Annotated in this window: 19 protein-coding genes; 13 read left to right on the plus strand and 6 right to left on the minus strand. The window is 66.6% G+C overall.

The genetic code is table 11. From position 1 onward, the window contains the following. Nucleotides 1-47: 47 nt before the first annotated feature. On the plus strand, nucleotides 48-632 hold the full coding sequence (locus AC1DUN_RS09005) for a hypothetical protein (protein ID WP_477713659.1): 585 nt from the start codon (nucleotides 48-50) through the stop codon (nucleotides 630-632). 37 nt (nucleotides 633-669) lie between these two features. On the opposite strand, the gene AC1DUN_RS09010 is transcribed toward AC1DUN_RS09005, so the two are convergent. Next, nucleotides 670-1,179, minus strand: a complete 510-nt coding sequence (locus AC1DUN_RS09010; RefSeq protein WP_477713660.1) for a DUF1993 domain-containing protein — start codon at nucleotides 1,177-1,179, stop codon at nucleotides 670-672. Between the two features lie 267 nt (nucleotides 1,180-1,446). Between AC1DUN_RS09010 and AC1DUN_RS09015 the strand changes: the two genes are divergently transcribed. From AC1DUN_RS09015 to AC1DUN_RS09060, 10 genes are all read left to right on the plus strand, one after another. Continuing rightward, nucleotides 1,447-2,148, plus strand: a complete 702-nt coding sequence (locus tag AC1DUN_RS09015) for a hypothetical protein (protein WP_477713661.1) — start codon at nucleotides 1,447-1,449, stop codon at nucleotides 2,146-2,148. Nucleotides 2,149-2,338: 190 nt separating this feature from the next. Continuing rightward, the gene (argE, locus tag AC1DUN_RS09020) at nucleotides 2,339-3,559 is read left to right on the plus strand and encodes an acetylornithine deacetylase (protein ID WP_477713662.1); all 1,221 of its coding nucleotides are present in this window, start codon (nucleotides 2,339-2,341) and stop codon (nucleotides 3,557-3,559) included. A gap of 54 nt (nucleotides 3,560-3,613) precedes the next feature. After that, nucleotides 3,614-4,573, plus strand: coding sequence for a tripartite tricarboxylate transporter substrate binding protein (locus AC1DUN_RS09025; protein ID WP_477713663.1), 960 nt, complete (start codon nucleotides 3,614-3,616; stop codon nucleotides 4,571-4,573). Between the two features lie 160 nt (nucleotides 4,574-4,733). Further along, on the plus strand, nucleotides 4,734-5,453 hold the full coding sequence (locus tag AC1DUN_RS09030; protein ID WP_477713664.1) for a DUF1028 domain-containing protein: 720 nt from the start codon (nucleotides 4,734-4,736) through the stop codon (nucleotides 5,451-5,453). Then, a complete protein-coding gene (locus AC1DUN_RS09035; RefSeq protein ID WP_477713665.1) occupies nucleotides 5,450-6,478 on the plus strand; it encodes an ABC transporter ATP-binding protein in 1,029 nt (342 codons plus the stop codon). The genes AC1DUN_RS09030 and AC1DUN_RS09035 overlap by 4 nt, the downstream gene beginning before the upstream one ends. Then, nucleotides 6,475-7,524 carry an ABC transporter ATP-binding protein gene (locus AC1DUN_RS09040; protein WP_477713666.1) on the plus strand — a complete coding sequence of 350 codons (1,050 nt, stop codon included), beginning with the start codon at nucleotides 6,475-6,477 and terminating at the stop codon, nucleotides 7,522-7,524. Before AC1DUN_RS09035 ends, AC1DUN_RS09040 begins: the two co-directional genes overlap by 4 nt. An 85-nt stretch (nucleotides 7,525-7,609) precedes the next feature. Then, nucleotides 7,610-9,109, plus strand: coding sequence for an ABC transporter substrate-binding protein (locus tag AC1DUN_RS09045; protein ID WP_477713667.1), 1,500 nt, complete (start codon nucleotides 7,610-7,612; stop codon nucleotides 9,107-9,109). A 36-nt stretch (nucleotides 9,110-9,145) separates the two neighbouring features. Beyond that, nucleotides 9,146-10,087, plus strand: a complete 942-nt coding sequence (locus tag AC1DUN_RS09050) for an ABC transporter permease (protein WP_477713668.1) — start codon at nucleotides 9,146-9,148, stop codon at nucleotides 10,085-10,087. A gap of 3 nt (nucleotides 10,088-10,090) precedes the next feature. Then, nucleotides 10,091-10,963: an ABC transporter permease gene (locus AC1DUN_RS09055; protein ID WP_477713669.1), complete on the plus strand. Its 873-nt coding sequence runs from the start codon at nucleotides 10,091-10,093 to the stop codon at nucleotides 10,961-10,963. Nucleotides 10,964-10,997: 34 nt separating this feature from the next. Continuing rightward, nucleotides 10,998-12,605 (plus strand): gamma-glutamyltransferase family protein, encoded by a 1,608-nt coding sequence (locus tag AC1DUN_RS09060; protein WP_477713670.1) that lies wholly within the window; start codon nucleotides 10,998-11,000, stop codon nucleotides 12,603-12,605. 12 nt (nucleotides 12,606-12,617) lie between these two features. On the opposite strand, the gene AC1DUN_RS09065 is transcribed toward AC1DUN_RS09060, so the two are convergent. Then, on the minus strand, nucleotides 12,618-15,041 hold the full coding sequence (locus AC1DUN_RS09065) for a cellulase family glycosylhydrolase (protein ID WP_477713671.1): 2,424 nt from the start codon (nucleotides 15,039-15,041) through the stop codon (nucleotides 12,618-12,620). A 301-nt stretch (nucleotides 15,042-15,342) separates the two neighbouring features. Between AC1DUN_RS09065 and AC1DUN_RS09070 the strand changes: the two genes are divergently transcribed. After that, the gene (locus AC1DUN_RS09070) at nucleotides 15,343-16,545 is read left to right on the plus strand and encodes a multidrug effflux MFS transporter (protein ID WP_477713672.1); all 1,203 of its coding nucleotides are present in this window, start codon (nucleotides 15,343-15,345) and stop codon (nucleotides 16,543-16,545) included. 3 nt (nucleotides 16,546-16,548) lie between these two features. On the opposite strand, the gene AC1DUN_RS09075 is transcribed toward AC1DUN_RS09070, so the two are convergent. From AC1DUN_RS09075 to AC1DUN_RS09085, 3 genes are all read right to left on the minus strand, one after another. Then, the gene (locus AC1DUN_RS09075) at nucleotides 16,549-17,406 is read right to left on the minus strand and encodes a PA4780 family RIO1-like protein kinase (RefSeq protein ID WP_477713673.1); all 858 of its coding nucleotides are present in this window, start codon (nucleotides 17,404-17,406) and stop codon (nucleotides 16,549-16,551) included. A 97-nt stretch (nucleotides 17,407-17,503) separates the two neighbouring features. Next, nucleotides 17,504-18,520 (minus strand): tRNA-dihydrouridine synthase, encoded by a 1,017-nt coding sequence (locus AC1DUN_RS09080; protein ID WP_477713674.1) that lies wholly within the window; start codon nucleotides 18,518-18,520, stop codon nucleotides 17,504-17,506. A 6-nt stretch (nucleotides 18,521-18,526) separates the two neighbouring features. Continuing rightward, on the minus strand, nucleotides 18,527-19,786 hold the full coding sequence (locus AC1DUN_RS09085; RefSeq protein WP_477713675.1) for a methyltransferase: 1,260 nt from the start codon (nucleotides 19,784-19,786) through the stop codon (nucleotides 18,527-18,529). Nucleotides 19,787-20,090: 304 nt separating this feature from the next. Between AC1DUN_RS09085 and AC1DUN_RS09090 the strand changes: the two genes are divergently transcribed. Next, nucleotides 20,091-20,549, plus strand: coding sequence for a hypothetical protein (locus AC1DUN_RS09090; protein WP_477713676.1), 459 nt, complete (start codon nucleotides 20,091-20,093; stop codon nucleotides 20,547-20,549). A 141-nt stretch (nucleotides 20,550-20,690) separates the two neighbouring features. Here the strand turns inward: AC1DUN_RS09090 and AC1DUN_RS09095 are convergent, their stop codons facing one another. Beyond that, a complete protein-coding gene (locus tag AC1DUN_RS09095; protein ID WP_477713677.1) occupies nucleotides 20,691-22,097 on the minus strand; it encodes an efflux transporter outer membrane subunit in 1,407 nt (468 codons plus the stop codon). Nucleotides 22,098-22,107: the final 10 nt, after the last annotated feature.

The raw sequence follows: 22,107 nt of genomic DNA on the forward strand, positions 1-22,107 counted from the left end.
GGAACAAACAAGACGATTTCGGCTTGAGCGGGATGAGGGGAAGCAACATGAACATACGGCATTTATTCGGCCTCAACGGCCACCCAAAAACAGCCCCCGCCAGCACCCGGCCCGCGCATGAGGGTCCCTCCACGATTGAGGACGGTTCCGCCAATGCATTGCGCCGCCAGCTGATCCAGGTCTTGCTGAAAGACTCCATGCGCCGGCACGGCATTCCGGCCGGATGGCTGGACTGCCAGATGCTGCTGGTCTCCAGCCGCAGCCGCGGCGAGGGCATGTATTTGCGCATCATCATCAAGCACTGGGACATACGCCTCTTGACCTACGCGCTGGCCTTCCAGAAGTCCTTGATGGTGGACATCACCCGCTTCGAGCCGCATGCCGAGCAGTGGCTGTACGGGATCTCGTGGCAAATCGACTGCGGCGACAGCTGCCCCTATACCTCGCTGCCCGACCGCCATGTGTGGGAAAGCCCCACGGCGCACCCGATGGCGGCGGGCGGCGACATCAAGCAGGACATCGCGCACATCTTCGCGATCCGCGATGCCGACATGCTGGTGCGCGGCGCGGACGCCGCCTATCCCCCCAGCATCTACGACAAGACGCAACCGCAAAACCTGCGCAGGCACTGAGCCGCCGCAGCCCCTGGCCGCCACGGCTCCCCACGGCTCAATAGCTGCCGATGTAATCCTTCTTGCCCACTTCCACGCCGTTGTGGCGCAGGATGGCATAGGCCGTGGTGGTGTGGAAAAAGAAGTGCGGCAGGCCGTAATTGAGCAGGTAGGACTGGCCCGTGAAGCGTTTTTCCTTGGGCGTGCCGGCCTGCGTGACGATCTCGCGCACGGCGGCATCGTCGAACTTCGCCGCGCCCAGCCCCTCGATAAAGGCCAGTATGGTGTCTATGCGCGCCTGCAGCTCGGCAAACGTGGTTTCCTTGTCCTCGATCTTGGGCACTTCGACGCCGGCCAGCCGGGCCGACACGCCCTTGGCGAAATCGCTGGCCACCTGCACCTGGCGCAGCAGGGGGAACATGTCGGGATAAAGGCGCGCCTGCAGCAAGGCATTGGGGTCTATGTTTTTGGCGGCCGCATGGGCTTCGGCCTTGGCCAGGACGCCCTTCAGGCCGCCCAGCATCTGCTTGAAGACGGGAACGGAGGTGGTGTACATGCTGCTGGTCATGGGGAATGCTTTCTGTGTGGAATGAAAAGTGGTGGCGCGATGCCGCGAGACGCATTCTCGCCGGCTTCGGTGACGGGCGCCCGCCGCCCCGCCAATTCCGCCCAACGTTTTGCGCCTACTCTTACATTTCAGCGCAGCCCTTGTCTTTTATGCTGATGGCCGCGTAGGACGCCACCGCAACACGCACCGCGCGTATGCGGGAAGCCCTAACATCAAAAAGCCATGGCCGCATCCCGCGGCCGGCGCTGTCATCGTGAGGTAGCCATCATGTTCACCCTCCCCAAAACCCTGATCGCCGTGGCGGCGGCCAGTGCCGCGCTGCTGTGCGGCGGCCTGCTCCAGGCACAAACCGCCAAGGCCGGCGCGACAAGCACTGCCGCCGGCAACACCGAAGGCGCCCGGCTGGCGGCCCATTACAGCGCCTTTGCCGGCTCCCCGGAAAATGCCCGCGCCCTGGTTGACGGGCTTCGCACCAGCACCCCCATCACGCTGGGGCCCAGCCTGACCGGCCCCAACGCGACGGCGCCCGCAGCCAGCCTGTCGCCCGCAACAGGCAAGATGGGCTACGGCAACATCAACATCGCGCTCTCGCTGACCAAAACCTCGCTGGCCAAACAAGGCATCAGCAATCCGACGCCGGCGCAGCTCTCTGCCGCGCTGGGCGGCGTGCTGGGCCAAAGAAGCCAGGGCCTGGGCTGGGGGCAAATCGCCAAAGGCATGGGCGTGTCGCTGGGCTCGGTCGTCAGCGCTTCACACACCGACAAGAGCGGAAAAAAAACCGACCATGCCAAAACAGACACTGTCGCCAAAGCCGACATCGCGGGCAAGGGGCTGGGCGCCGGCAGGGACTCGGGCCATGGCGGAAAAGGCAGTGGCAATGCGGGCGGTAATGGCAATGGCGGCGGCAACGCGGGCGGAAACGGTGGCGGCAATGGAGGCGGCGCCGGTGGTGGTGGCGGGAAAAAATAGCGCCACCGCAGTCGCTTAAGCCCGCCCCGCATCCCTGCGGGCATCAAGAGCCGCCGGAGTCCTCGGATTCCGGCGGCTTTTTTGATTCCGGCCGGCACACGCCTTGGCGGGACGGCGCGCGCGGCCCGCCGCAAAATAGTATGCTGTCATACAATTTTTGCCGCCCCGCCCGTCCTTCAAAGGTCTTGCCATGAACGCCCCCCTCCCCAGCTCCGCCCGCCAGTCCATCCAGGCCGCCGACCTCGCCGCCCTGCCGCTGATTGAAAAATGGGTGTCCTTTGCCTCCGTCTCGCGCGACAGCAACCTGCCGCTCCTCGACTGGACCCAGGCGCGGCTGGAAGCCCTGGGCATTGAATGCCGCCGCACTTATGACGACAGCGGCAAGAAGGCCAACCTCTGGGCCACCCTGCCCGCGGAAAACGGCGAAACCAAGCTGGGCGGCCTGGTGCTCTCGGGCCATACCGACGTGGTGCCTGTGGACGGCCAGCCCTGGGACACCGACCCCTTCGCCGCGCAGGTCATAGGCGACAAGCTCTACGGCCGCGGCGTGACCGACATGAAAAGCTACGGCGCGACCGCCCTCATGATGGTGCCCGAGCTGCTCAAGCGCAAACTCAAGCGCCCGGTGCACCTGGCTTTCAGCTACGACGAGGAAGTCGGCTGCATAGGCGTGCGCCGCCTGATCGCCGACATGGTGGAGCAGGGCTACCAACCCGCCGGCTGCATCGTCGGCGAGCCCACCGGCATGCAGGTGGTGATCGCGCACAAGGGCAAGCATGCCTACAAGACTTCGGTGCGCGGCTTCGAGGCGCACTCCTCGCTGACACCGCTGGGCGTCAACGCGGTGGAGATCGCCTGCGAATTCGTCGCCCACCTCAAGTCCATGCACCGCCGCCTGGTGGCACAGGGCCCCTTCGACCCGATCTACGACGTGCCGCACACCACCATCCACACCGGCGTGATCGCCGGCGGCACCGCGCTCAACATCATCCCGCGCGACTGCGACGTCACCTGGGAGATACGCCACCACCACATGAATTCGCCGGTCGAGCTGTTCAACGAAGCCAAGGCCTTTGCCGACAGCCTGGTGCCGGCCATGCAGGCCGTGGCGGCGGACACCGGCATCAGCCACAAGCTCAATTCGGTGCTGCCCGGTTTTGCGACGGACGCCGGCAGCGAGATCGCGCAGCTGTGCTTCCAATGCGCGGGCGTGGATGCCAACTCGGGCGCCGGCAAGGTGTCCTTTGGCACGGAAGCTGCATTGTTCCACCAGGCCGGTGTGCCGACCATCGTGTGCGGCCCCGGCCACATCGCGCAGGCGCACCAGCCCAATGAATGGGTCACGCTGGACCAGCTCGCCTGGTGCGAACGCTTTATGCGCCGCCTGGCCGACGAGATCTGCGTGAACTGAAAACCCGACCCGCAAAAGCAAGCACAAGCACCCCTCACCGAAAGAAAACATTCCATGATGCAACGCCGAGATTTCCTGGGCACCGGCCTGGCCCTGGCCGCGGGCAGCGCCCTCGCCCAGTCCAACACCAAGATCGTGCGCATCGTGGTGCCCTTCGCGGCGGGCGGCGTGCAGGACTTGCTGGCGCGCGCCATGTCCACCGAGCTGGGAACGGCGCTGGGCCAGACCGTCATCATCGAGAACCGGCCGGGCGCGGGCGGCACCGTGGGCACAGGTTATGTCGCCAAGTTGGCGCCCGACAGCGGCGCCATGGTGCTGGGCGCGGCCAGCCACAACATCGCCGGCTCTCTGTACACCAAGCTCAGCTACGACCCGCAAAAAGACTTCGCGCCCATGGCGCACATAGGCACGGCCGATTACGTGCTGATGATCCATCCCGACGTGCCCGCCAAGACCGCGGCCGAGTACATACGCTATGCCAAGGCCAACCCCGGCAAGCTCAACTACGCCACCGCCGGCATCGGCAGCGCCACCCACCTGTCCATGGCCTACTTCAACGGCCTGGCCGGCATCGATGTGGTGCATGTGCCGCTCAAGGCCACGGGCGAGGCGATCAACGAAGTGATCTCGGGCCGCGCGCAGGCCGTGATCGCCGCCAGCATAGGTGCACTGGCCTTCGCCAGGGACAGCCGCATACGCCTGATAGGCGTGACCTCGCCCAAGCGCTCCAAATACCTGCCCGAGGTGCCGACCATCGCCGAAAGCGGCCTGCCCGGTTACCAGTTCGATTCCTGGTTCGGCCTGCTGGGCCCCGCCGCCACGCCGGCGGCCGAGGTCAACCGCGTCAACGCGGCCATGGCCAAGGTCCTCAAGGACCCCGTGGTGCTGGAGCGCCTGGACAAGCAGGGGATTGAACCGCTGGCCATGAGCAATGCCGATTTCGCGAAACTGCTGGCGGTCGACTACAAGCGCATGGCGGAAGTCGTGAGGGCTTCAGGCGCCAAGGTCGAATAGACAGCGAAGTGGCGGCCTGGGCGGCAGGCACGGTCCGCCGAAGCGTGGCATGATAAATGCGTCATCCGTTCGCTGTTTGAAAGTCGCTTCATGCGGCTTTTTGTTTGCGGGGAGCACGAGACGCCTGACCAAGGGCGCAGTTGCGATGAAAGTCTGATACATGACCTGGTCCCTCATCGCGCGCGATTCATCGGGCGCGTTTGGCGTGGCGGTTGCCAGCAAATTTTTTGCCGTGGGCGCGCTGTGCCCGCACGCCCGCAGCGGCGTGGGCGCCCTGGCCACGCAGGCGCTGGTCAATCCCTTGTATGCGGCGTCGGCGCTGGACGGCCTGGCCTTCGGCCAGTCTCCCGACTACATCATCAAGCGCCTGACCTCGGCCGACGAAGGCCGTGACCACCGCCAGCTGCACCTGATAGGCGCAAACGGCCAGGCCGCTGGCTATACCGGCAGCGCCTGCATAGACTGGTGCGGCCACAGGGCGGGCGTCGGCTATTCGGTCGCCGGCAACATGCTGGCCGGCCCGCAGGTGATTGAAGCCACGGCTCTCGCCTATGAGGCCAATGCCCAACTCCCGTTTGCCGAACGCCTGATTGCCGCGCTCGCCGCCGGCGAAGCCGCGGGCGGCGACAAGCGCGGCAAGCAGGCCGCGGCACTCCTTATCTTCACCACCGAGGACTACTGCGCGCTGGACATCCGCGTGGACGACCATGCCGAGCCCCTGCAGGAACTGCGCCGCCTCTACGACAAAAGCCTGGAGCGCTACCAGCCTTTCAGCAGCTGCCTGCCCTCGCGCCGCAGCCCGGCCGGCATCACCGACCGCGCGCTGATCGAGGCCGAGATCGCGCGCTTTCACGCCCGGCGCAGCGGAGCCGCCGAATGACGGCTTTGCTGGAAGTCAGCGGCCTGCGCACCAGCTTCAAGCTCGAAGGCGGCGGTGAATTCACCGCCGTGGACGGCATCAGTTTTTCCGTGGATTCGGGCCGCACGCTGGGCATCGTCGGCGAATCGGGCTGCGGCAAAAGCGTGACCTCGCTGTCCATCATGGGCCTGCTGCCCAAGGGCCAGGGCCGCGTCTCGGCGGGCTCCATCCGCCTTGAAGGCACCGACCTGGCGACGCTGGGGCCGGAGGCCATGCGCGCGCTGCGCGGCAACCGCATGGCCATGATCTTCCAGGAGCCCATGACCTCGCTGAACCCGGCCTTCACGATTGGCGACCAGCTTATCGAGGGCATACGCTGCCACCGGGACATCAGCGCGGCCGAGGCCAGGGCCCACGCCATAGCCATGCTGCGCCGCGTGCGCATCCCCTCGCCCGAGCAGCGCATCGACGAATACCCGCACAAGCTCTCGGGCGGCATGCGCCAGCGCGTGATGATCGCCATGGCCCTGGCCTGCGAGCCGCAGCTGCTGATCGCCGACGAGCCGACCACCGCGCTGGACGTCACCATCCAGGCGCAGGTGCTGGACCTGATGCGCACGCTGCGCGAGGAAACCGGCACCGCCATCATCCTGATCACCCACGACCTGGGCGTGATCGCCGAGCTGGCCGACGATGTTGCCGTGATGTACTCCGGCAGGATCGTGGAGCGCGCGCCCGTGGCGCGGCTGTTCGCCGAGCCGCAGCATCCCTACACCATAGGGTTGCTCGGCTCCATCCCCAAGCTGCACCTGGCGCAGGAGCGGCTCAACGCCATCGAAGGCCAGGTGCCCACGCCCATGACACGCATGGACGGCTGCCGCTTCGCGCCGCGCTGCCCTTTTGCCGTCGACAAGTGTTTGCAGGAGGTGCCGCCTTTGATGGACATGGGTGAGGGCCACGAGGCCGCCTGCTGGCGCGCGCCGCTGGATGCGGACACCTCAACCCGGCGCGGCACGCATGCCGTGTCCAGCGAGGTGACGCCATGAGCGCGCTGCTGAAAGTCGAAAACCTGGTCAAGCATTTCCCGGTGCGCCCGCACCTGTTCAGCCGCTCCAAAGCGGTTGTGCATGCGGTGGACGGGCTGAACTTCGAACTCAACGCCGGCGAGACCATGGCGCTGGTGGGCGAGTCGGGCTGCGGCAAATCCACCGTGGGCCGGCTGGTGCTGCGGCTGCTGGAGGCAACTTCGGGCCAGGTCTGGTTTGACGGCGAGGACCTGATGGCGCTGCCGGCCGGCCGCCTGCGCGCCAAACGCCGCGAGCTGCAGATGATTTTCCAGGACCCGTATTCATCGCTGAACCCGCGCATGACGGTGGAGCAGGCCCTGGCCGAGCCGCTGGCCCTGCACGGCCTGGCGCGCGGGCGGCACCGCGAGCGCGCCGCCGAGCTGCTGGACCTGGTCGGCCTAGCGCCGCAATACCTGCAGCGCTACCCGCATGAGTTTTCCGGCGGGCAGCGCCAGCGCATAGGCATTGCCCGGGCGCTGGCGGTGGAGCCGCGGCTCATCGTCTGCGATGAGGCGGTGTCGGCGCTGGACGTGTCCATCCAGGCGCAGGTGGTCAACCTGCTGCAGGACCTGCAGCGGCGCCTGGGCCTGGCTTATGTGTTCATCGCGCACGACCTCGCGGTGGTCAAGCACATCGCCTCGCACGTGGCCGTGATGTACCTCGGGCAGATCGTCGAATACGCCGACAAGCAAAGCCTGTTCGCGCAGCCCCGCCATCCGTATACACAAGCCCTGCTTTCGGCGATCCCGGTGCCCGAACCTGGCCTCAAGCGCGAGCGCACGCTGCTGCAGGGCGACGTGCCCAACCCCATTACCCCGCCCTCGGGCTGCCGCTTCAGGACGCGCTGCCCGCATGCGCGCGAACGCTGCGCCGAGGAAGTGCCGGCGCTGCGCTCGCACGATGGCCACGCCGTGGCCTGCCATTTCTGGGAAGAGATCAAGGCACCGGCCGGCATCACGGGCGGCGCCGTCGTGAACGAGAGGCTGCTCCGGCTCCAGGCGGCTTTTCATGCGCAAGCGGCCTGATGGAGACCACGATGTTCACCCCTGGCTCACCAATCCCCGGCGCAAGGCAGCCATCCAAACCACCGACAACCGTGAAGGAATAACCATGAGCAAGAAAATCCTGCTGAGCCTGGCGCTGGCCGCCACCGCCTGCGCCACGCAAGCCCAAACCCTGCGCATAGGCCTGGCCGAAGACCCGGACGTGCTGGACCCGACGCTGGCGCGCAGCTTCGTGAGCCGCATTGTGTTTTCCTCACTGTGCGACAAGCTGGTCGACATCGACGAAAAGCTCAACATCGTGCCGCAACTGGCCACGTCCTACCAATGGTCGGCCGACAACAAGGCCTTGACCATGAAGCTGCGCAGCGGCGTAACTTTCCATGACGGCGAGAAGTTCGACGCCGCCGCGGTGAAGTTCAACATAGACCGCCACAAAAACCTCGCGGGCTCGAATCGCCGCGGCGAACTCGCGCCTGTGACCACGGTGGACGTCATCGACGATCTCACCGTGAAGATCAACCTGAGCGCACCCTTCTCGCCGCTGCTCAGCGTGCTGGCCGACCGCGCCGGCATGATGGTTTCGCCCAAGGCCGCGCAGGCCGCGCCCACCAACTTCGGCACCAGGCCGGTGTGCTCGGGCCCCTTCAAGTTCACCGAACGCGTGGCGCAGGACCGCATCGTGCTGGAGCGCTATGCCGGCTACTGGGACAAGGCCAACATCCACTTCGACAAGGTCGTGTTCCAGCCCATCGTCGACGCCACCGTGCGCCTGGCCAACCTGCGCTCCGGCCAGCTGGACTTCATCGAGCGCGTGGCGCCTTCGGACATCGCCTCCATCAAGGCCGACAAAAAACTCGCCTTCACGCGCATCACCGAGCTGGGCTACCAGGGCATCACCATCAACACCGGCAAGAGCGACCAGGCCCAGAAAAACCCGCTGGGCCGCGACCCGCGCGTGCGCGAGGCCTTTGAGCTGTCGCTGGACCGCGCGGGCATCGTGCAGGTCGCGATGGACGGCGAAGCCACGCCGGGCAACCAGTGGGTGCCACCCGCCAACAGCTTCTACGCCAGGAATGTCCCCATTCCCAAGCGCGACATCGCGCGCGCCAAACAGCTGCTGAAAGAAGCGGGTGTGCCCAACCCGAGCTTCACGTTGATGACGCCCACCACGTCCGATGCCCAGCGCGTGGCCCAGGTGGTGCAGGCCATGGCCAAGGAGGCAGGCTTTGATGTGAAGATCCAGTCCACCGAATTCGCGACCTCGCTGAACCTGGCCGACAAAGGCCAGTTCGACGCCTATGTGCTGGCCTGGAGCGGCCGCGCCGACCCGGACGGCAACCTGTTCAGCTTCTACGGCTGCAAGCAGCCGCTGAATTACAGCGGCGAATGCCGGCCGCAGTGGGACGATTTGCTGAACCGCTCGCGCAACACGCTGGACACGGCAGGCCGCATCAAGGTCTTCGCCACCCTGGCCGCCGAGGCCGAGAAGGTCAAGCCCGTGATCTACCTGTTCCACCGCAACTGGCTGTGGGCCTACAACAAGAAGATCACCGGCATGCGCGCCGTGCCCGACGGCCTGGTGCGGCCCCAGGGCCTGAAGATGTAAACATGTAACGAGTCAAGCAGGCAGCCACCACCTTTCATGCTCCAGTACTTTCTCAAGCGGCTTGCCGCGATCATCCCGACGGTGTTTTTTGTCACCGTCATCATCTTCGGGCTGCAGCAGCTGCTGCCCGGTGATGCTGCGTCGGTCCTGGCCGGCGAAAACCAGGATCCGGAAGTGATCGCCTACCTGCAAAAAAAGATGCACCTCGATGAGCCGCTGCCGGTGCGCTACGCCTACTGGATCTCCGGTGTGTTCCACGGTGACCTGGGCGAATCCATGCGCATCCAGCAGCCGGTGCTGGACCTGATCAAGGAAAAGCTGCCGGTCACGCTGCAGCTGGCGGCCATGGCCATGCTCATCGCACTGCTGATCGGCATACCGGCCGGCATCGTCTCGGCCGTGGGCAAGGACTCGGCCTGGGACTACCTGGCCAATGTGATCACGCTGTGGGGCCTGTCCACGCCCAACTTCTGGCTGGGCATTTTGATGATCCTGGTGTTTTCGGTGCAGCTGGGCTGGCTGCCGGCCTCGGGCTACGTCAGCCCTTTTGAGGACCTCGGGGCCAACCTGGCGGCCATGATCATGCCGGCCTTTGTGCTGGGCAATGCGATTGCAGCCGTTCTCATGCGCCATACGCGCAGCGCCATGCTGCAGGTGCTCAATGCCGACTATGTGCGCACCGCGCGTGCCAAGGGCCTGAACGAGCGCCGCGTGGTGCTCAAGCACGCGCTGCGCAATGCGCTCACGCCCATCATCACGCTGGGCGCGCTCGAGTTCGGCACGCTGCTGTCGGGCGCGGTGCTGACCGAGCAGGTGTTTTCGATTCCCGGTTTCGGCAAGCTGATCGTGGACGCGGTGTTCAACCGCGACTACGCGGTCGTGCAGGGCGTGGCGCTGTTCACCTCCAGCGTCTATATCCTGCTCAACCTGCTGGCCGACCTGGCCTACTTCGTGGTCAACCCGCGGCTCAGGGGCTAAGGCATGAGCGCCGTCCTTCCCGCAGCCGTTCCGCGCGAGGCCACGCCGGCGCGGCGCGCGCTGCGCCGCCTGATGCGGCGCCGCGGCGCCATGCTGGGCCTGGCCATCGTGGTGATTTTTGTGCTGCTGGCGCTGTTCGCCCCGTGGATCGCGCCCTACGACCCCGTCGCCACCAGCTGGAGCGCGGTGCGCAAGCCGCCCAGCCTGCAATACCTGTTCGGCACCGACGAAATCGGCCGCGACGTGCTCTCGCGCGTGGTGTGGGGGGCGCGCGCCTCGCTGCTGGCGGGCCTGGTGTCGGTCTGCATTTCGATGGCGCTGGGCGTGCCCATAGGCCTGCTGGCGGCCTACGTAGGCGGCTGGACGGACAGCCTGATCTCGCGCTTTACCGACGCCATGCTGGCCGTGCCATTCCTGATCCTGGCCATCGCGCTGGCCGCCTTCCTGGGCCCCAGCCTGAGCAACGCGATGATCGCCATCGGCGTGTCGGCCACGCCCATCTTCATACGCCTGACGCGCGCCCAGGTGCTGGCCATGAAGGTGGAGGATTTTGTCGAAGCGGCGCGCGCCGTGGGCAACCCGCACTGGCGCATCGCGCTGCGCCACATCCTGCCCAATGTGCTGCCGCCGCTGATCGTGCAGGCCTCGCTGGCCATTGCCGCGGCCATCATCGCCGAGGCCAGCCTGTCCTTCCTGGGCCTGGGCCAGCAGCCGCCGGCCCCCAGCTGGGGCAGCATGCTTAACACCGCCAAGAATTACGTGGACAATGCACCGTGGATGGCGATCTGGCCCGGCCTTTCCATCTTTTTGCTGGTGTTGTCCTTCAACCTGCTGGGCGACGGACTGCGCGACGCGCTGGATCCCAAGCACAAATAATTCGCGCCGCAAGGCGCCCACTTCCTCATTGACCATGCCGACTTTCGACGCCCTCCACTACCCTTACGCCTCCCGCCGCAACGTGGTCTATGCCAGCAAGGGCATGGTTGCCACCTCGCAGCCGCTGGCCGCGCAGGCGGGCCTGCAGGTGCTGCAGGCCGGCGGCAACGCGATTGACGCGGCGATTGCCACGGCCGCAGCGCTCACCGTGGTGGAACCGAATGCCAACGGCATAGGCGGCGATACCTTCGCGCTGGTCTGGCACGGCGGCAAGCTGCACGGCCTCAACGCCAGCGGCCCGGCGCCGCGCGCCATCACCCTGGACAAACTCACCAGCCAGGGATTGACCGAAGTGCCCAAGTACGGCCCGCTGCCCGTGACGGTGCCGGGCACACCCGCCGCCTGGGCGGCATTGGCGCAACGCTTCGGCAAATTGCCGCTCAAGACCTCGATGGCACGCGCCGTGGAACTGGCACGCGAAGGCTTTCCGGTTTCGCCCACCGTGGCCTCCGCCTGGCAGCAGGCCACGGCGCTGTTCCGTGAAAAATTCAAGGAAGCGTATTTCAAATCCTGGTTCGACACCTTCGCGCCCGAACGCGCACCGCGGCCCGGCGAGCTCTGGCGCTCCGCCGCGCATGCCGATACCCTGCAGTCGATTGCCGACACGGCCGCCGAAAGTTTTTACCGCGGCCCGCTGGCTGAACGCATCGCGGCCTTTGTGCAGTCGGCCGATGGCTACCTGGCCAAGGAAGACCTGGCCGCCTTCCAGGTCGACTGGTGCGACCCGATCAGCGTCAACTACCGCGGCTACGAGGTCTGGGAAATCCCGCCCAATGGCCACGGCCTGGTGGCCTTGATGGCACTCAACATCCTCAAGGGCTTTGACTTCAGCGAACGCGACAGCCTGCGCACCCACCACCTGCAGATCGAGGCCATGAAGCTGGCTTTTGCCGACGGCCTGGCGCACATCGCCGACCCGGCGCACATGCGTGTCTCGGTGGCCGACCTGCTGTCGGACGGCTACGCGGCCGAACGCCGCGCGCTGATAGGTGAGCGCGCCCTGCAGCCCATGCCGGGCGAACCCTCACGCGGCGGCACGGTCTACCTGAGCACGGCCGACGGCGAAGGCAATATGGTCTCGCTGATCCAGAGCAACTACATGGGTTTCGGCTCGGGCATGGTGGTGCCGGGCACCGGCATCGCACTGCACAACCGCGGCAACAATTTTTCGCTGGACGCCAAACACCCCAACTGCCTGGCGCCGGGCAAGCGGCCCTACCACACCATCATCCCCGGATTTTTGACCAGGGACGGCAAGGCGGTCGGCCCCTTCGGCGTGATGGGCGGCTTCATGCAGCCGCAAGGCCATGTGCAGATGGTGATGAACACCGTGGACTTTGGCCTGAACCCGCAGGCCTCGCTGGACGCGCCGCGCTGGGAGTGGGAAAGCGGCAAGCGCGTGAGCATTGAACGATCGACGCCCGAACACCTTTTCCACGGCCTCGCGGGCCTGGGCCATCAGGTGGTGTGGTCCGGCAACCGCATGGGCTTCGGCCGCGGGCAGATCATCTGGCGCAATGCCGACGGCGTGCTGTGCGGCGGCACTGAACCGCGGGCAGACGGCGCCATCGCGGCCTGGTAAAGCCCCCGGCGCTCACGGGAGCGTCATACCGGCCGTGCCGGCCAGGTAGCGCTCCAGCACCGCCAGCTCGGCCGCCGTGGGCGCCCCCTTGCCCGCGATGACGGCGTACAGGTTGCCCCGAAAGCCCTCACGCGGGTAATAACTGATGTAGCCACAGCCCATCAGCATCTGGGTGAAGGCGCTGGGCGCGAAGGTCGCGGCGGCGCTGCCGATTTCAGCGGAATTGAGGCGCAGCTTTTGCGCACCGGCCACCGAGGCCAGGGCCAGCACCGCCGGCGTGTTGACTGCCAGCCTGGTTGGGGCCAGCAACTGCACCGTCTGGCCTTTTGAGTCAATCCACCTGGCGCGCGGCTGGCCATTGAGAAAACCCAGCTCCGAGGTCTGCGGGTCTTCCGTCTTGGAGGCCTGGAACACCACGCCGGTGTTGGTAGCCGCCGGAACGCTGAGGGCCGCGATGGCGAAATGCGCATCCTCGAGGTTGTAGGGCACGCGGTTGCGCGGGTTGGGTTGCACGCCCGCCACGCGGCCGGATTTTTTACACCAGAAGCCGAAGGATTCGGGCACGCTGTGGTCGGAGTTCTTTTTGCCGTTGGTCACGCGCATCACCGGCACCGACATGGGCCCGGCGGCGGCGCCGTCCTTGTTCATCCAGTTGATCATTTCCATGGCATTGCCCGGGCTGGATCCATAGCCCGAATCCGACACGGCGCGCACCGGCTGGCCGGCCGCGGCCGGCGCGCCCAGCAGGTAATCGGTGTAGCCGTCGGCCAGCTCCCATTTGCAGGCGCCGTATTTGGCGACGATGGCCAGCGCGGCATCGGCCAGGCTGGTCGCGGCATAGGCCACCGGGTCGGTGAGCGAGAACACCTTGCGCGGCGGCGGTACCTGGCCTGAAAGCTGCCCGTCGCTGGTGTAGCTCAGCGTGGCGACCTGGTTGGCCGCCGGTGTATAGGTGAAGCTGTCCTGCCCGTTGGCGCCGGCCGGAATCGTCAGGCGCGTTTTGCTCAGCGTGCCGCCCTTGTTGGAGGCCACCGTGAGTACCACCGGCTGGGCCAGGTTGCCGCGCGCATAGACGGTGATGGTGAGCGGCGTGCCCGCCGGCGCATAACCCGGCCCGTCGTCGTACAGCGTCGCCTGCACAATGCCCGAAGCGGCCTTGAGCACGCCCGAGACCGACGGCTCCAACGTCTTGTTCTGGTGCCAGCCGGGCACGTGGTTGATGGCGTAGTTGCGGATGGGCCAGTGGTTGCCGCCCATCCAGGTGTAGACCTCGCAGCCCGACTGCGCGGCATAGACCGCCGCCTGCGCGAACATGGCTTCCCAGCGCGGGTCGTCTATGGGCATGCCGACCTCGGTGAGCGCCAGCTTCACGCCCTTGGCCTTGGCCCAGTCCACCGCGATCTTGAGGCGGTCCGCGCCGGTGGACACCTGGATGGCGCCCGTGCCGAAACCGGCACTGTAGTTCTTGGCGACCTCGGTGTCGTAGTCAAAAAAAGCGCCGTTGCTGAAGGCATCCAGGTACATATGGACTTCATAGACCAGGTTGGCACCCGGCAGCGGAAAGCCCGGGTTTTTGGTGCCTATGTACATGGCCGAGTCGTACAGGTTGCCGGCCACGTAAATGGGATTGACGGTGTCGACCGCGCGTATGGCCTGGATGGCGGCCTGCGCGAAGGTGGGCCATATCGTGAGGTCTTCGCCGCCCTTCACCGCTTCCTCGTTCGACGCGATGATCCCGCCGGGCTTGGGCATGTCGTGCGGCTCGTTCATGAGGCCGTAGCCGCCAAAGCCCGGGTGGTCCTTCCACTTGGTCGCCGCGCGCGTCCAGAAATCGGTGAAGTTCGCGATCTTGAGCGTGGCGCCCGGTGCCAGCGCAAATATCCGCGACTGGATTTGCACCGCGTCGGTCGTGTAGGGCCTCAAGGGAGCGGGCGGCACGGTCAGGCCTATCACCGAGCCATCGGGCTGGAAGCGGAAATCCTGGTAGCGGCCGTAGTTGTGGTTGTCGATGATGCAGCGCGTGCCTGCGGCGGCATGGGCATCGAGCACGCCGGTGATGAAGGCCTCATACCCCGCATGGAAGGCACCCGGGTTGCCTATGGCCGCTTTCGCGGCCGCATTGGCCACCGTGTCGTGCAGCATGGGCTGCAGCAGCTCCCACTGGATGGGCAGGCGGTTCTTGATAAAACCGCAGTTGGCCAGGTAGGCCACGTCGGCCTTGCGCGGCACGGTGAAATGGTAGTTGGGCGCCGAACTGGTGTTGGCCCGCAGGCCGGGCTTGGCCCACTCCATGCCCGAGAGGTTGGTGCCCATGGCGGGCATGCCGGCCGCGGCGCGTGCGACGGCGGCCTGCGCCTGGCGGCTCACGGCGAGGGGCCCCAGGGCCGCAAGGGCGCCTGCGGCCAGGGCGGCCTGGGAAAATTCGCGTCTTTGCATGAAAACCCTTTCCTGAAGCGTTCAGGTTAAGGCCCAATTCAGCGCTTCATTACAGTTTGACGCAGCACCTAGGGGCTGCTTACATTTCAGGTCCGTTCGGCCCTGTCAGGCCTGACAGGGCACCCGCTTGGGCCACATCCAGGCCACCCGCCAGCGCGACTGCCCGAGGTCGGCGACAATAGCGCCAGGTATTTTTTTGCAGCCACGGCAGCGGCCCTGGCCGCTTTCACAAAACCGCTTTCGTGCAAGGGCCAAGCCCCCGGTTTTTTTCGCGCACGGGCGGCCTGATCCACTTCCTTTCATGACCAAAAGTTTCTACCGGGCAGCCCTGGTGCTGGGTTTGCTGTCCGCCATCGGCCCCTTCGCCATCGACATGTATTTGCCCGCCCTGCCCTCCATCGGGCAGACCCTGGGCGCGTCCATGGGCGCGGTGCAGGCCAGCCTGATGGCTTTTTTCATCTCGCTGGGCATAGGCCAGATTGTTTACGGCCCGGTGTCCGACATGGTGGGCCGCAAGGCGCCGCTGTACTTCGGCCTGCTGCTGTTTGCCGCGGGCAGCATAGGCTGCGCGCTGGCGCCGGACATCCGCACGCTGGTGGCGCTGCGTTTCATCCAGGGCCTGGGCGCCTGCGCCGGCATGGTGGTGCCGCGCGCCGTGGTGCGCGACCTGCACACCGGCCACGACGCGGCGCGGCTGATGTCGCTGCTGATGCTGGTCTTCAGCGTCTCGCCCATCCTGGCGCCGTTGGCCGGCAGCCTGCTGATCGAAGCCTTCGGCTGGCGCAGTGTGTTCTGGGCCGTCACCGTGGCCGCCGCCGCCGGCCTGCTGCTGGTGGGCTTCACCCTGCCCGAGACACGCCCGCCCGAGCAGCGCGTGGACAGCAGCTTCGGCAGCGCGATCAAGGCCTACGGCGTGTTGCTGCGGGACCGCCATTTCATGGGCCTGGTGTTCATAGGCGCTTTCGGCATCTCGAGCTTCTTCGCCTACCTGGCCAACTCATCCTTTGTGCTGATAGACCACTACGGCCTCACGCCGCGCCAGTACAGCATCGCCTTCGCGGTCAACGCGGCCTCCTTCATCGGTGTCTCGCAGTTCACCGGCAAGCTCGCGGCGCGCTTCGGCCTGGTGCCCATCGTGAAGGTGGCGGTCACCGGCTATGCGGCCGTGATGGCGCTGCTGCTGGTCGTCAACCTGGCCGGCATTGAACGGCTGGATGTGATGATCGCCCTGCTGCTGGTGGGTTACGGCTTCCTGGGCCTGGTGGTACCAACCACCGCCGTGCTTGCGCTCGAAGAACATGGCGCGATTGCCGGCACGGCCTCGGCCCTGATGGGCACCCTGCAGTTCGTCACCGGCGCGCTGGTGATGGCGCTGGTCGGCGTGTTTGCCGACGGCACGGCCCTGCCCATGGTGGCCGGTATCGCGGGCTGTGCGCTGCTGGCCTATGCGATGGCGCGTGGCACGCTGGGCGGTGTGCGCAGCGTGCCCGCCGCGGCGCGCTAAGACTCAGGCCTGCTGCATGCGCAGGCGCCGCGCCGCCTCTTCGGCCCGCGCGTCGTCGATCTCACCCATCACCGCGCCCAGGTTAACCGGGCCGGTCTTGTGCGCGAAGCGGCCGGTCAACGCCGTCTCGGGCTGCAACACGCCGCGCTGGTACAGGTCCCAAATCTCGCTGCCGTAATCCGTCTGCAGCAACTCGGGCGCAAAGCGGCCGAAAAACCCGCGCAGGTTGGCCACGTCGCGCAGCAGCATGCGGCCCGCGTGGTTGTTGCCGGCCGCGTCCACCGCCTGCGGCAGGTCGATGATGACCGGGCCGGGCTGGCCGTTCGTCACGCCCAGCAGGATGTTGAATTCCGATAAGTCGCCGTGCACGACACCGGCGCACAGCATGCGCACCACTTCCGTGAGCAGGGTGGCGTGGTGCAGGCGCGCGTCTTCGGGCGTGAACTCCACGTCGTTCAAACGCGGGGCGGCATCGCCGTGCTCGTCGGTCACCAGCTCCATCAGCAGCACGCCGTCGCAAAAATTGTGGGGTTTGGGCACACGCACGCCGGCCGCGGCCAGCCGGTACAGCGCATCGACCTCGGCGCTTTGCCAGGCCGCCTCGGTCGCCTGCCGGCCGAAGCGCGTTCCTTTGGCCATGGCGCGCGCCTGGCGCGTGTTCTTGACCTTGCGGTTTTCGGTGTAATCCACCGCCTGGCGGAAACTGCGCTCGGTGGCATCCTTGTAGACCTTGGCGCAGCGCGTGTCGTCGCCGCAGCGCACCACATAGACCATGGCCTCCTTACCGCTCATGAGCTGCCGCACAACGCTGTCGATCAGGCCTTCTTCGAGCAGGGACTGCAATCTCCGGGGTGTTTTCATGGAAGCCATTTTGCGCCCGCAGGGCACAAGGCCTTTTCAGCGTGCGGGATGTGTGCAAAGCCTGGTTGCAAACGGTGCGGGGTTTGCGAACCCGCCCTCAAACCGTTTCAACCATGCGCATGTGCGCGACAGGCTGTTCAAACGCACCAACCCGCAACGCGCCGGCCAGCCAGGCCTCGACCAGCACCGGGTCATTGACCGTCTTGATCGCCTGGTAAGCGGCCTCGGCTTGCGGGAAACGCCGCCGCAAAAAATTCAGCCACTGCTTGAGCCGGCCCGCCCGCGCGCGCGGTTCAATCCGTGAGCAGACGATGCGCCAGAAATCGGCGACCAGCGGCAGCAAATCGGCCCAGTCCACGGCGGCCTGCATCCCCCGCCGGTCCGCCTTGATCGCCATACCCAGGCCGGGGTCGCGCACCGCGCCGCGTCCAATCATCAAGGTATCGCAGCCCGAGAGTTCGCGGCAGCGCCGAGCGTCCTCCACCGTCCAGATCTCGCCGTTGGCCACGACCGGAATCTTCACCGCGGCGCGTATGTCGGCAATACGTTCCCAGTAGGCCGGCGGCCTGTAGGCCTGGGCTTTGGTGCGGCCGTGCACCACCAGCTCGCCCGCGCCGCCCGCTTCGATCGCGAGCGCGCATTCGACGGCGCGCGTGTCGTCTTCATAGCCCAGGCGCATCTTGGCGGACACCGGCATGTGGGCCGGCACCGCGCGGCGCACCGCAGCGACCACCGCAGTCAGGGTTTCGGGTTCCCTGAGCAGCGAGGCCCCGCCGCCATGGCGGTTGACGACGGCCGCCGGGCAGCCGAAATTGAGGTCTATGCCGTCCGGCCCCAGGCCCGCGAGCCGCGCGGCATTCTCGGCCATGCAGCCCGGGTCCGAGCCCAGCAGCTGCGCGCGCACAGGCACGCCGGCCAGGGTGCGGCCGCCGTGATGCAGTTCGGGCACGATGCGGTAGAACACGCGCTCGGGCAGCAACTGGTCGGTGATGCGGATGAATTCGGAGACGCAACGGTCTATGCCGCCCACCCGCGTGAGGATGTCGCGCAGCACAAAGTCCAGCAGACCCTCCATGGGAGCCAGCAGGACGGTGGCGTGCGCTTCAGCCTTCATCGCGCCTCAGTGCGGTTTGGCGCCCAATCGCCACAGCGAGGTCACTTCGGCCGCGCGCGCCGCATGCAGCGCATCGCCCGCGTCCGAGGCCTTGGGGTGCTGCGGCTGGGCGTCAAGGTGGCCTATGACTTTAAGGCCCGCGGCGTCTATCGCCTCCAGCAGCCAGGCGCGCGTGCGCAGGCCCAGGTGCTCGGCCAGGTCCGACAGAATCAGCCAGCCCTCACCCTGGGGTTCCAGGTGCGCGGCAAGGCCCTTGAGGAAACCCAGCAGCATGCGGCTGTCTTCGTCATACACCGCATGCTCGACCGGCGAGCCGGGGCGCGCGGGCAGCCAGGGCGGGTTGCAGACGATGATGTGGGCACGGCCTTCGGGAAACAGGTCGGCCTCGCGCACCTCGACCTGCGGAAAGCCCAGGCGCTTGAGGTTGTCGCGCGCGCAAGCCAGCGCGCGCGGATCCAGGTCGGTGGCGACCACGCGCTGCACGCCGCTACGCAAAGCCAGCACGGCGGCCAACACGCCGGTGCCCGTGCCGATGTCAAAACCCAGCAGGTCGGCCGTGCCTTCGGGCACGGGTGCCTGGGCCACCAGGTCTATGTATTCGCCGCGCACCGGCGAGAACACGCCGTAATGCGGATGGATGCGGTTGTGCGGCCCATCTTCGCCGAGCGCGGGAATCGGCACGCCCTTGCGCCGCCATTCATGCGCGCTGATAAAGCCCATCAGTTCACGCAGCGATGCCACGGAAGAATCCGCACCCTCCCTGGCGGGACCCCAGGCCTCGGCGCAAGCTTTTTTCGCATCGGGCGCGCGGCGCAAAGGAATGCCGTAGTCGGCGTCAAACGGAACCAGCACCATGCCCAGCACGCGGGCACGCTGCGCCTGGGCCTGGCGATGCAGGTGAAAAGCCTGCGGGAATACCGGCGCCGGCACTTCGGCCGGGGCGCTGGCTTCCGCGGCCTCCCCGGCCTTTTGGGCTTTGACGCGCTTGTCGCGCTTGGGCTTGGCCGGTTTGTCGACACGGCGTGCCAGCGCCTGCACCAGCATGCGGGCATTCTGGAAATCGCCGCGCCACAGCAACCCCGTGCCCTCGCAGGCCAGGCGGTAGGCCGCGTCGGCGCTCATGCTGTCGTCGGCCAGCACCACACGCTTGGGCGGCGCCGCGCCGCGCTCGGAGCGCCAGCGCGCGGAACAAGCCTCGCCGCTCTCCGTCCAGTGGATCAGGACGGGTTCGGACGGTGAGACAGAAACGGGAGTTGAAACAGGCATCAGGGGCAAACACAGCAAAGGGAGCCAAGTGTTTTAACAGATGCGGCCACCTGTTTGGCCGGAATGGCCTTAAAACCGCCCGCCAATGCTGAAAATCGCCGCTTTTCGGGTCGAACTCCCGTAAAAGTTCAGGTCGCGCCAGCTGTCGTGCATGCCGCCTCCCAACCGGCATACGGCATCTATTTTCAAAAATCCAGCGTCAATGTTCCACACACGGACATTCAAGGCCAACGCCCGACGCGAAAGCTCCTATGGTGCGGCTTCTGGAGAGGACAGGCCGCTGTCAGGCCTGTCAAAAAACACCATGCCATTTAAAATCAAGCCCATCAACCAGGAGGCTTTTGACGCGGTCTATACACCGGAACTCACGCAGCAGCTGATGGGTTTTGTCCACCCCACCCGGGACTGGTTTGACCTGAGCCGCCGCAGCTGGGCCGTGGACCCGGGCCGCGACGCGTATTTTCTGGAGGTCAGCCTCATCAACGGCAAGGACTGGTCCTTCAGCTATCTGCTGATTCAGGGCAAGGAGTTCGCCCTGGTCCAGTCGGAAGGCCACTGCCGCTATTCCTTTGTGAAGCTCTCCCCGGGCTTTGCCTGGCGGCCTGAGGAAGCCGAAAGCCTGGTGGCGCAAGCACTGCGCGTGGGCGGGGTCTTCCTTGATGGCTGCTACAACCTGCCGCCCGGCTTCGGCATGAACCTGCCCAATATCAACGCCGTACCCCACGCGGAATTCATACCGCGCAAAACACACAAGGTAAGTTGAGCCCGCGGCCGGCCCGGCATCCCGCCTTTACAAGCGGGGGCCGGGGTCCGGCTTTGCCGGCCCAAGGCGCCCGTCCCCTGCAAGGAGAGAGGAGGCTACACGAAGTGAGCCTCAACAGGGGTGTTCAGGTACTTGTTCAAGTCAGGTGTTCCAGCCGCCCCCCAGTGCGCGTATCAAACCCACCGTCGCCAGATACTGCGCAGTCTTGACCTGCAGTGCCTGGCGGCGGTTGCGCAGTTCGCTGCGCTGGGCGTCCAGCAGCTCCAGTTGGCTGACAAAGCCGTTGCGGTAGCGCGAATCCGACAGCACCGTGGCGCGCGTGGCCGAGGCCACCGAGCGCGACTGGGCTTCCGACTGCTCGGCCAGCAGGCGCAGGGCCGAGAGCTGGTCTTCCACGTCCTTGAAGGCGACGAGGATTTGCTCGCGGTAGTTGGCCAGGGCGATGTCGAGCTCGGCATTCGCGTTCTGCACGCCGGCCTGGCGGCGGCCGCCGTCAAAAATCGGCAGCGACAGCAGCGCGCCCACACCCCAGGCCTGGCTGGAGACCTTGAACAAGTCCTTGATCTCCGGCGCGGCATAGCCGCCGTTGGCCGTCAGCGAGAAGGTCGGGAACCAGGCGGCCTTGGCCACACCCACGCGGGCCTGCGCGGCCTGCATGCTGTTTTGCGCGGCGGACACGTCGGGGCGGCGCTCCAGCACCGTGCTGGGCACGCCGGCCGGGATCACGGGCAGCACCGTAGCCCACTCGGTGGGCGCGACGGCAAAGCTGGATGCCACCTCGCCGACCAGCACGGCCAGCGCATGTTCAATCTCGGCGCGGCGGCGGTCCAAGGCCAGCGCTTCGGATTCGGTGGCCGCGACCTCGGTGCGCACGCGGGCCACATCGAGCTCGGCCACGTCGCCTTCCTTGAAGCGGACTTCCGTCAGGCGCAGCGTGTTGCGGTAGGCCTGCAGCGTGTCGCGCACCAGGGTGCGTTCGGTGTCCAGCGCGCGCAAATTCAGGTAGGCCTGGGCCACGTCGGCCTGCACCAGCAGCTGGGTGCTGCGCAGCAGGGCTTCGCGCGACTGGGCGTCCAGCGAGGCGGCGTCCGAGTTCAGCGAGAGCTTGCCGATCAGGTCGACCTCATAGGAAAAATTGGCGGCGGCCGTGACCGTGGTCTGCGCGACGCGATTCGTGGTGATATTGCTCTGGCGCACCGCGCCGCCGCTCAAGCCCACTTGCGGCAGGCGGTCGGCATCGGTGTTGCGCAAGATCGCGCGCGCCTGGGCCAGGCGGCCCGCGGCCACCTTGACGCTGTTGTTGTTCTGGCCGGCCTGCTCGACCAGCCGGTCCAGCACCGGGTCGGCAAACACCTTCCACCAGGCGCCTTGTGATTGCGGGGCCGTTGCCGTGGCAACAGCCGCCGCAACGGCGTTTTCCTTGTAAGCCGCGGGCGCGGCGGGAATGCTGGCCGGGTCTACCGAGGCGCTGGTGGCGCAGCCCGCCAGCACCAGGGCGGCCAGCAGGGGCAGCAGCGCGCTGCGCAGTTTTGTGGATGTGTGGTTCATGATGAACTCC

This window comes from Polaromonas sp. P4_F6 (genome assembly GCF_056401275.1).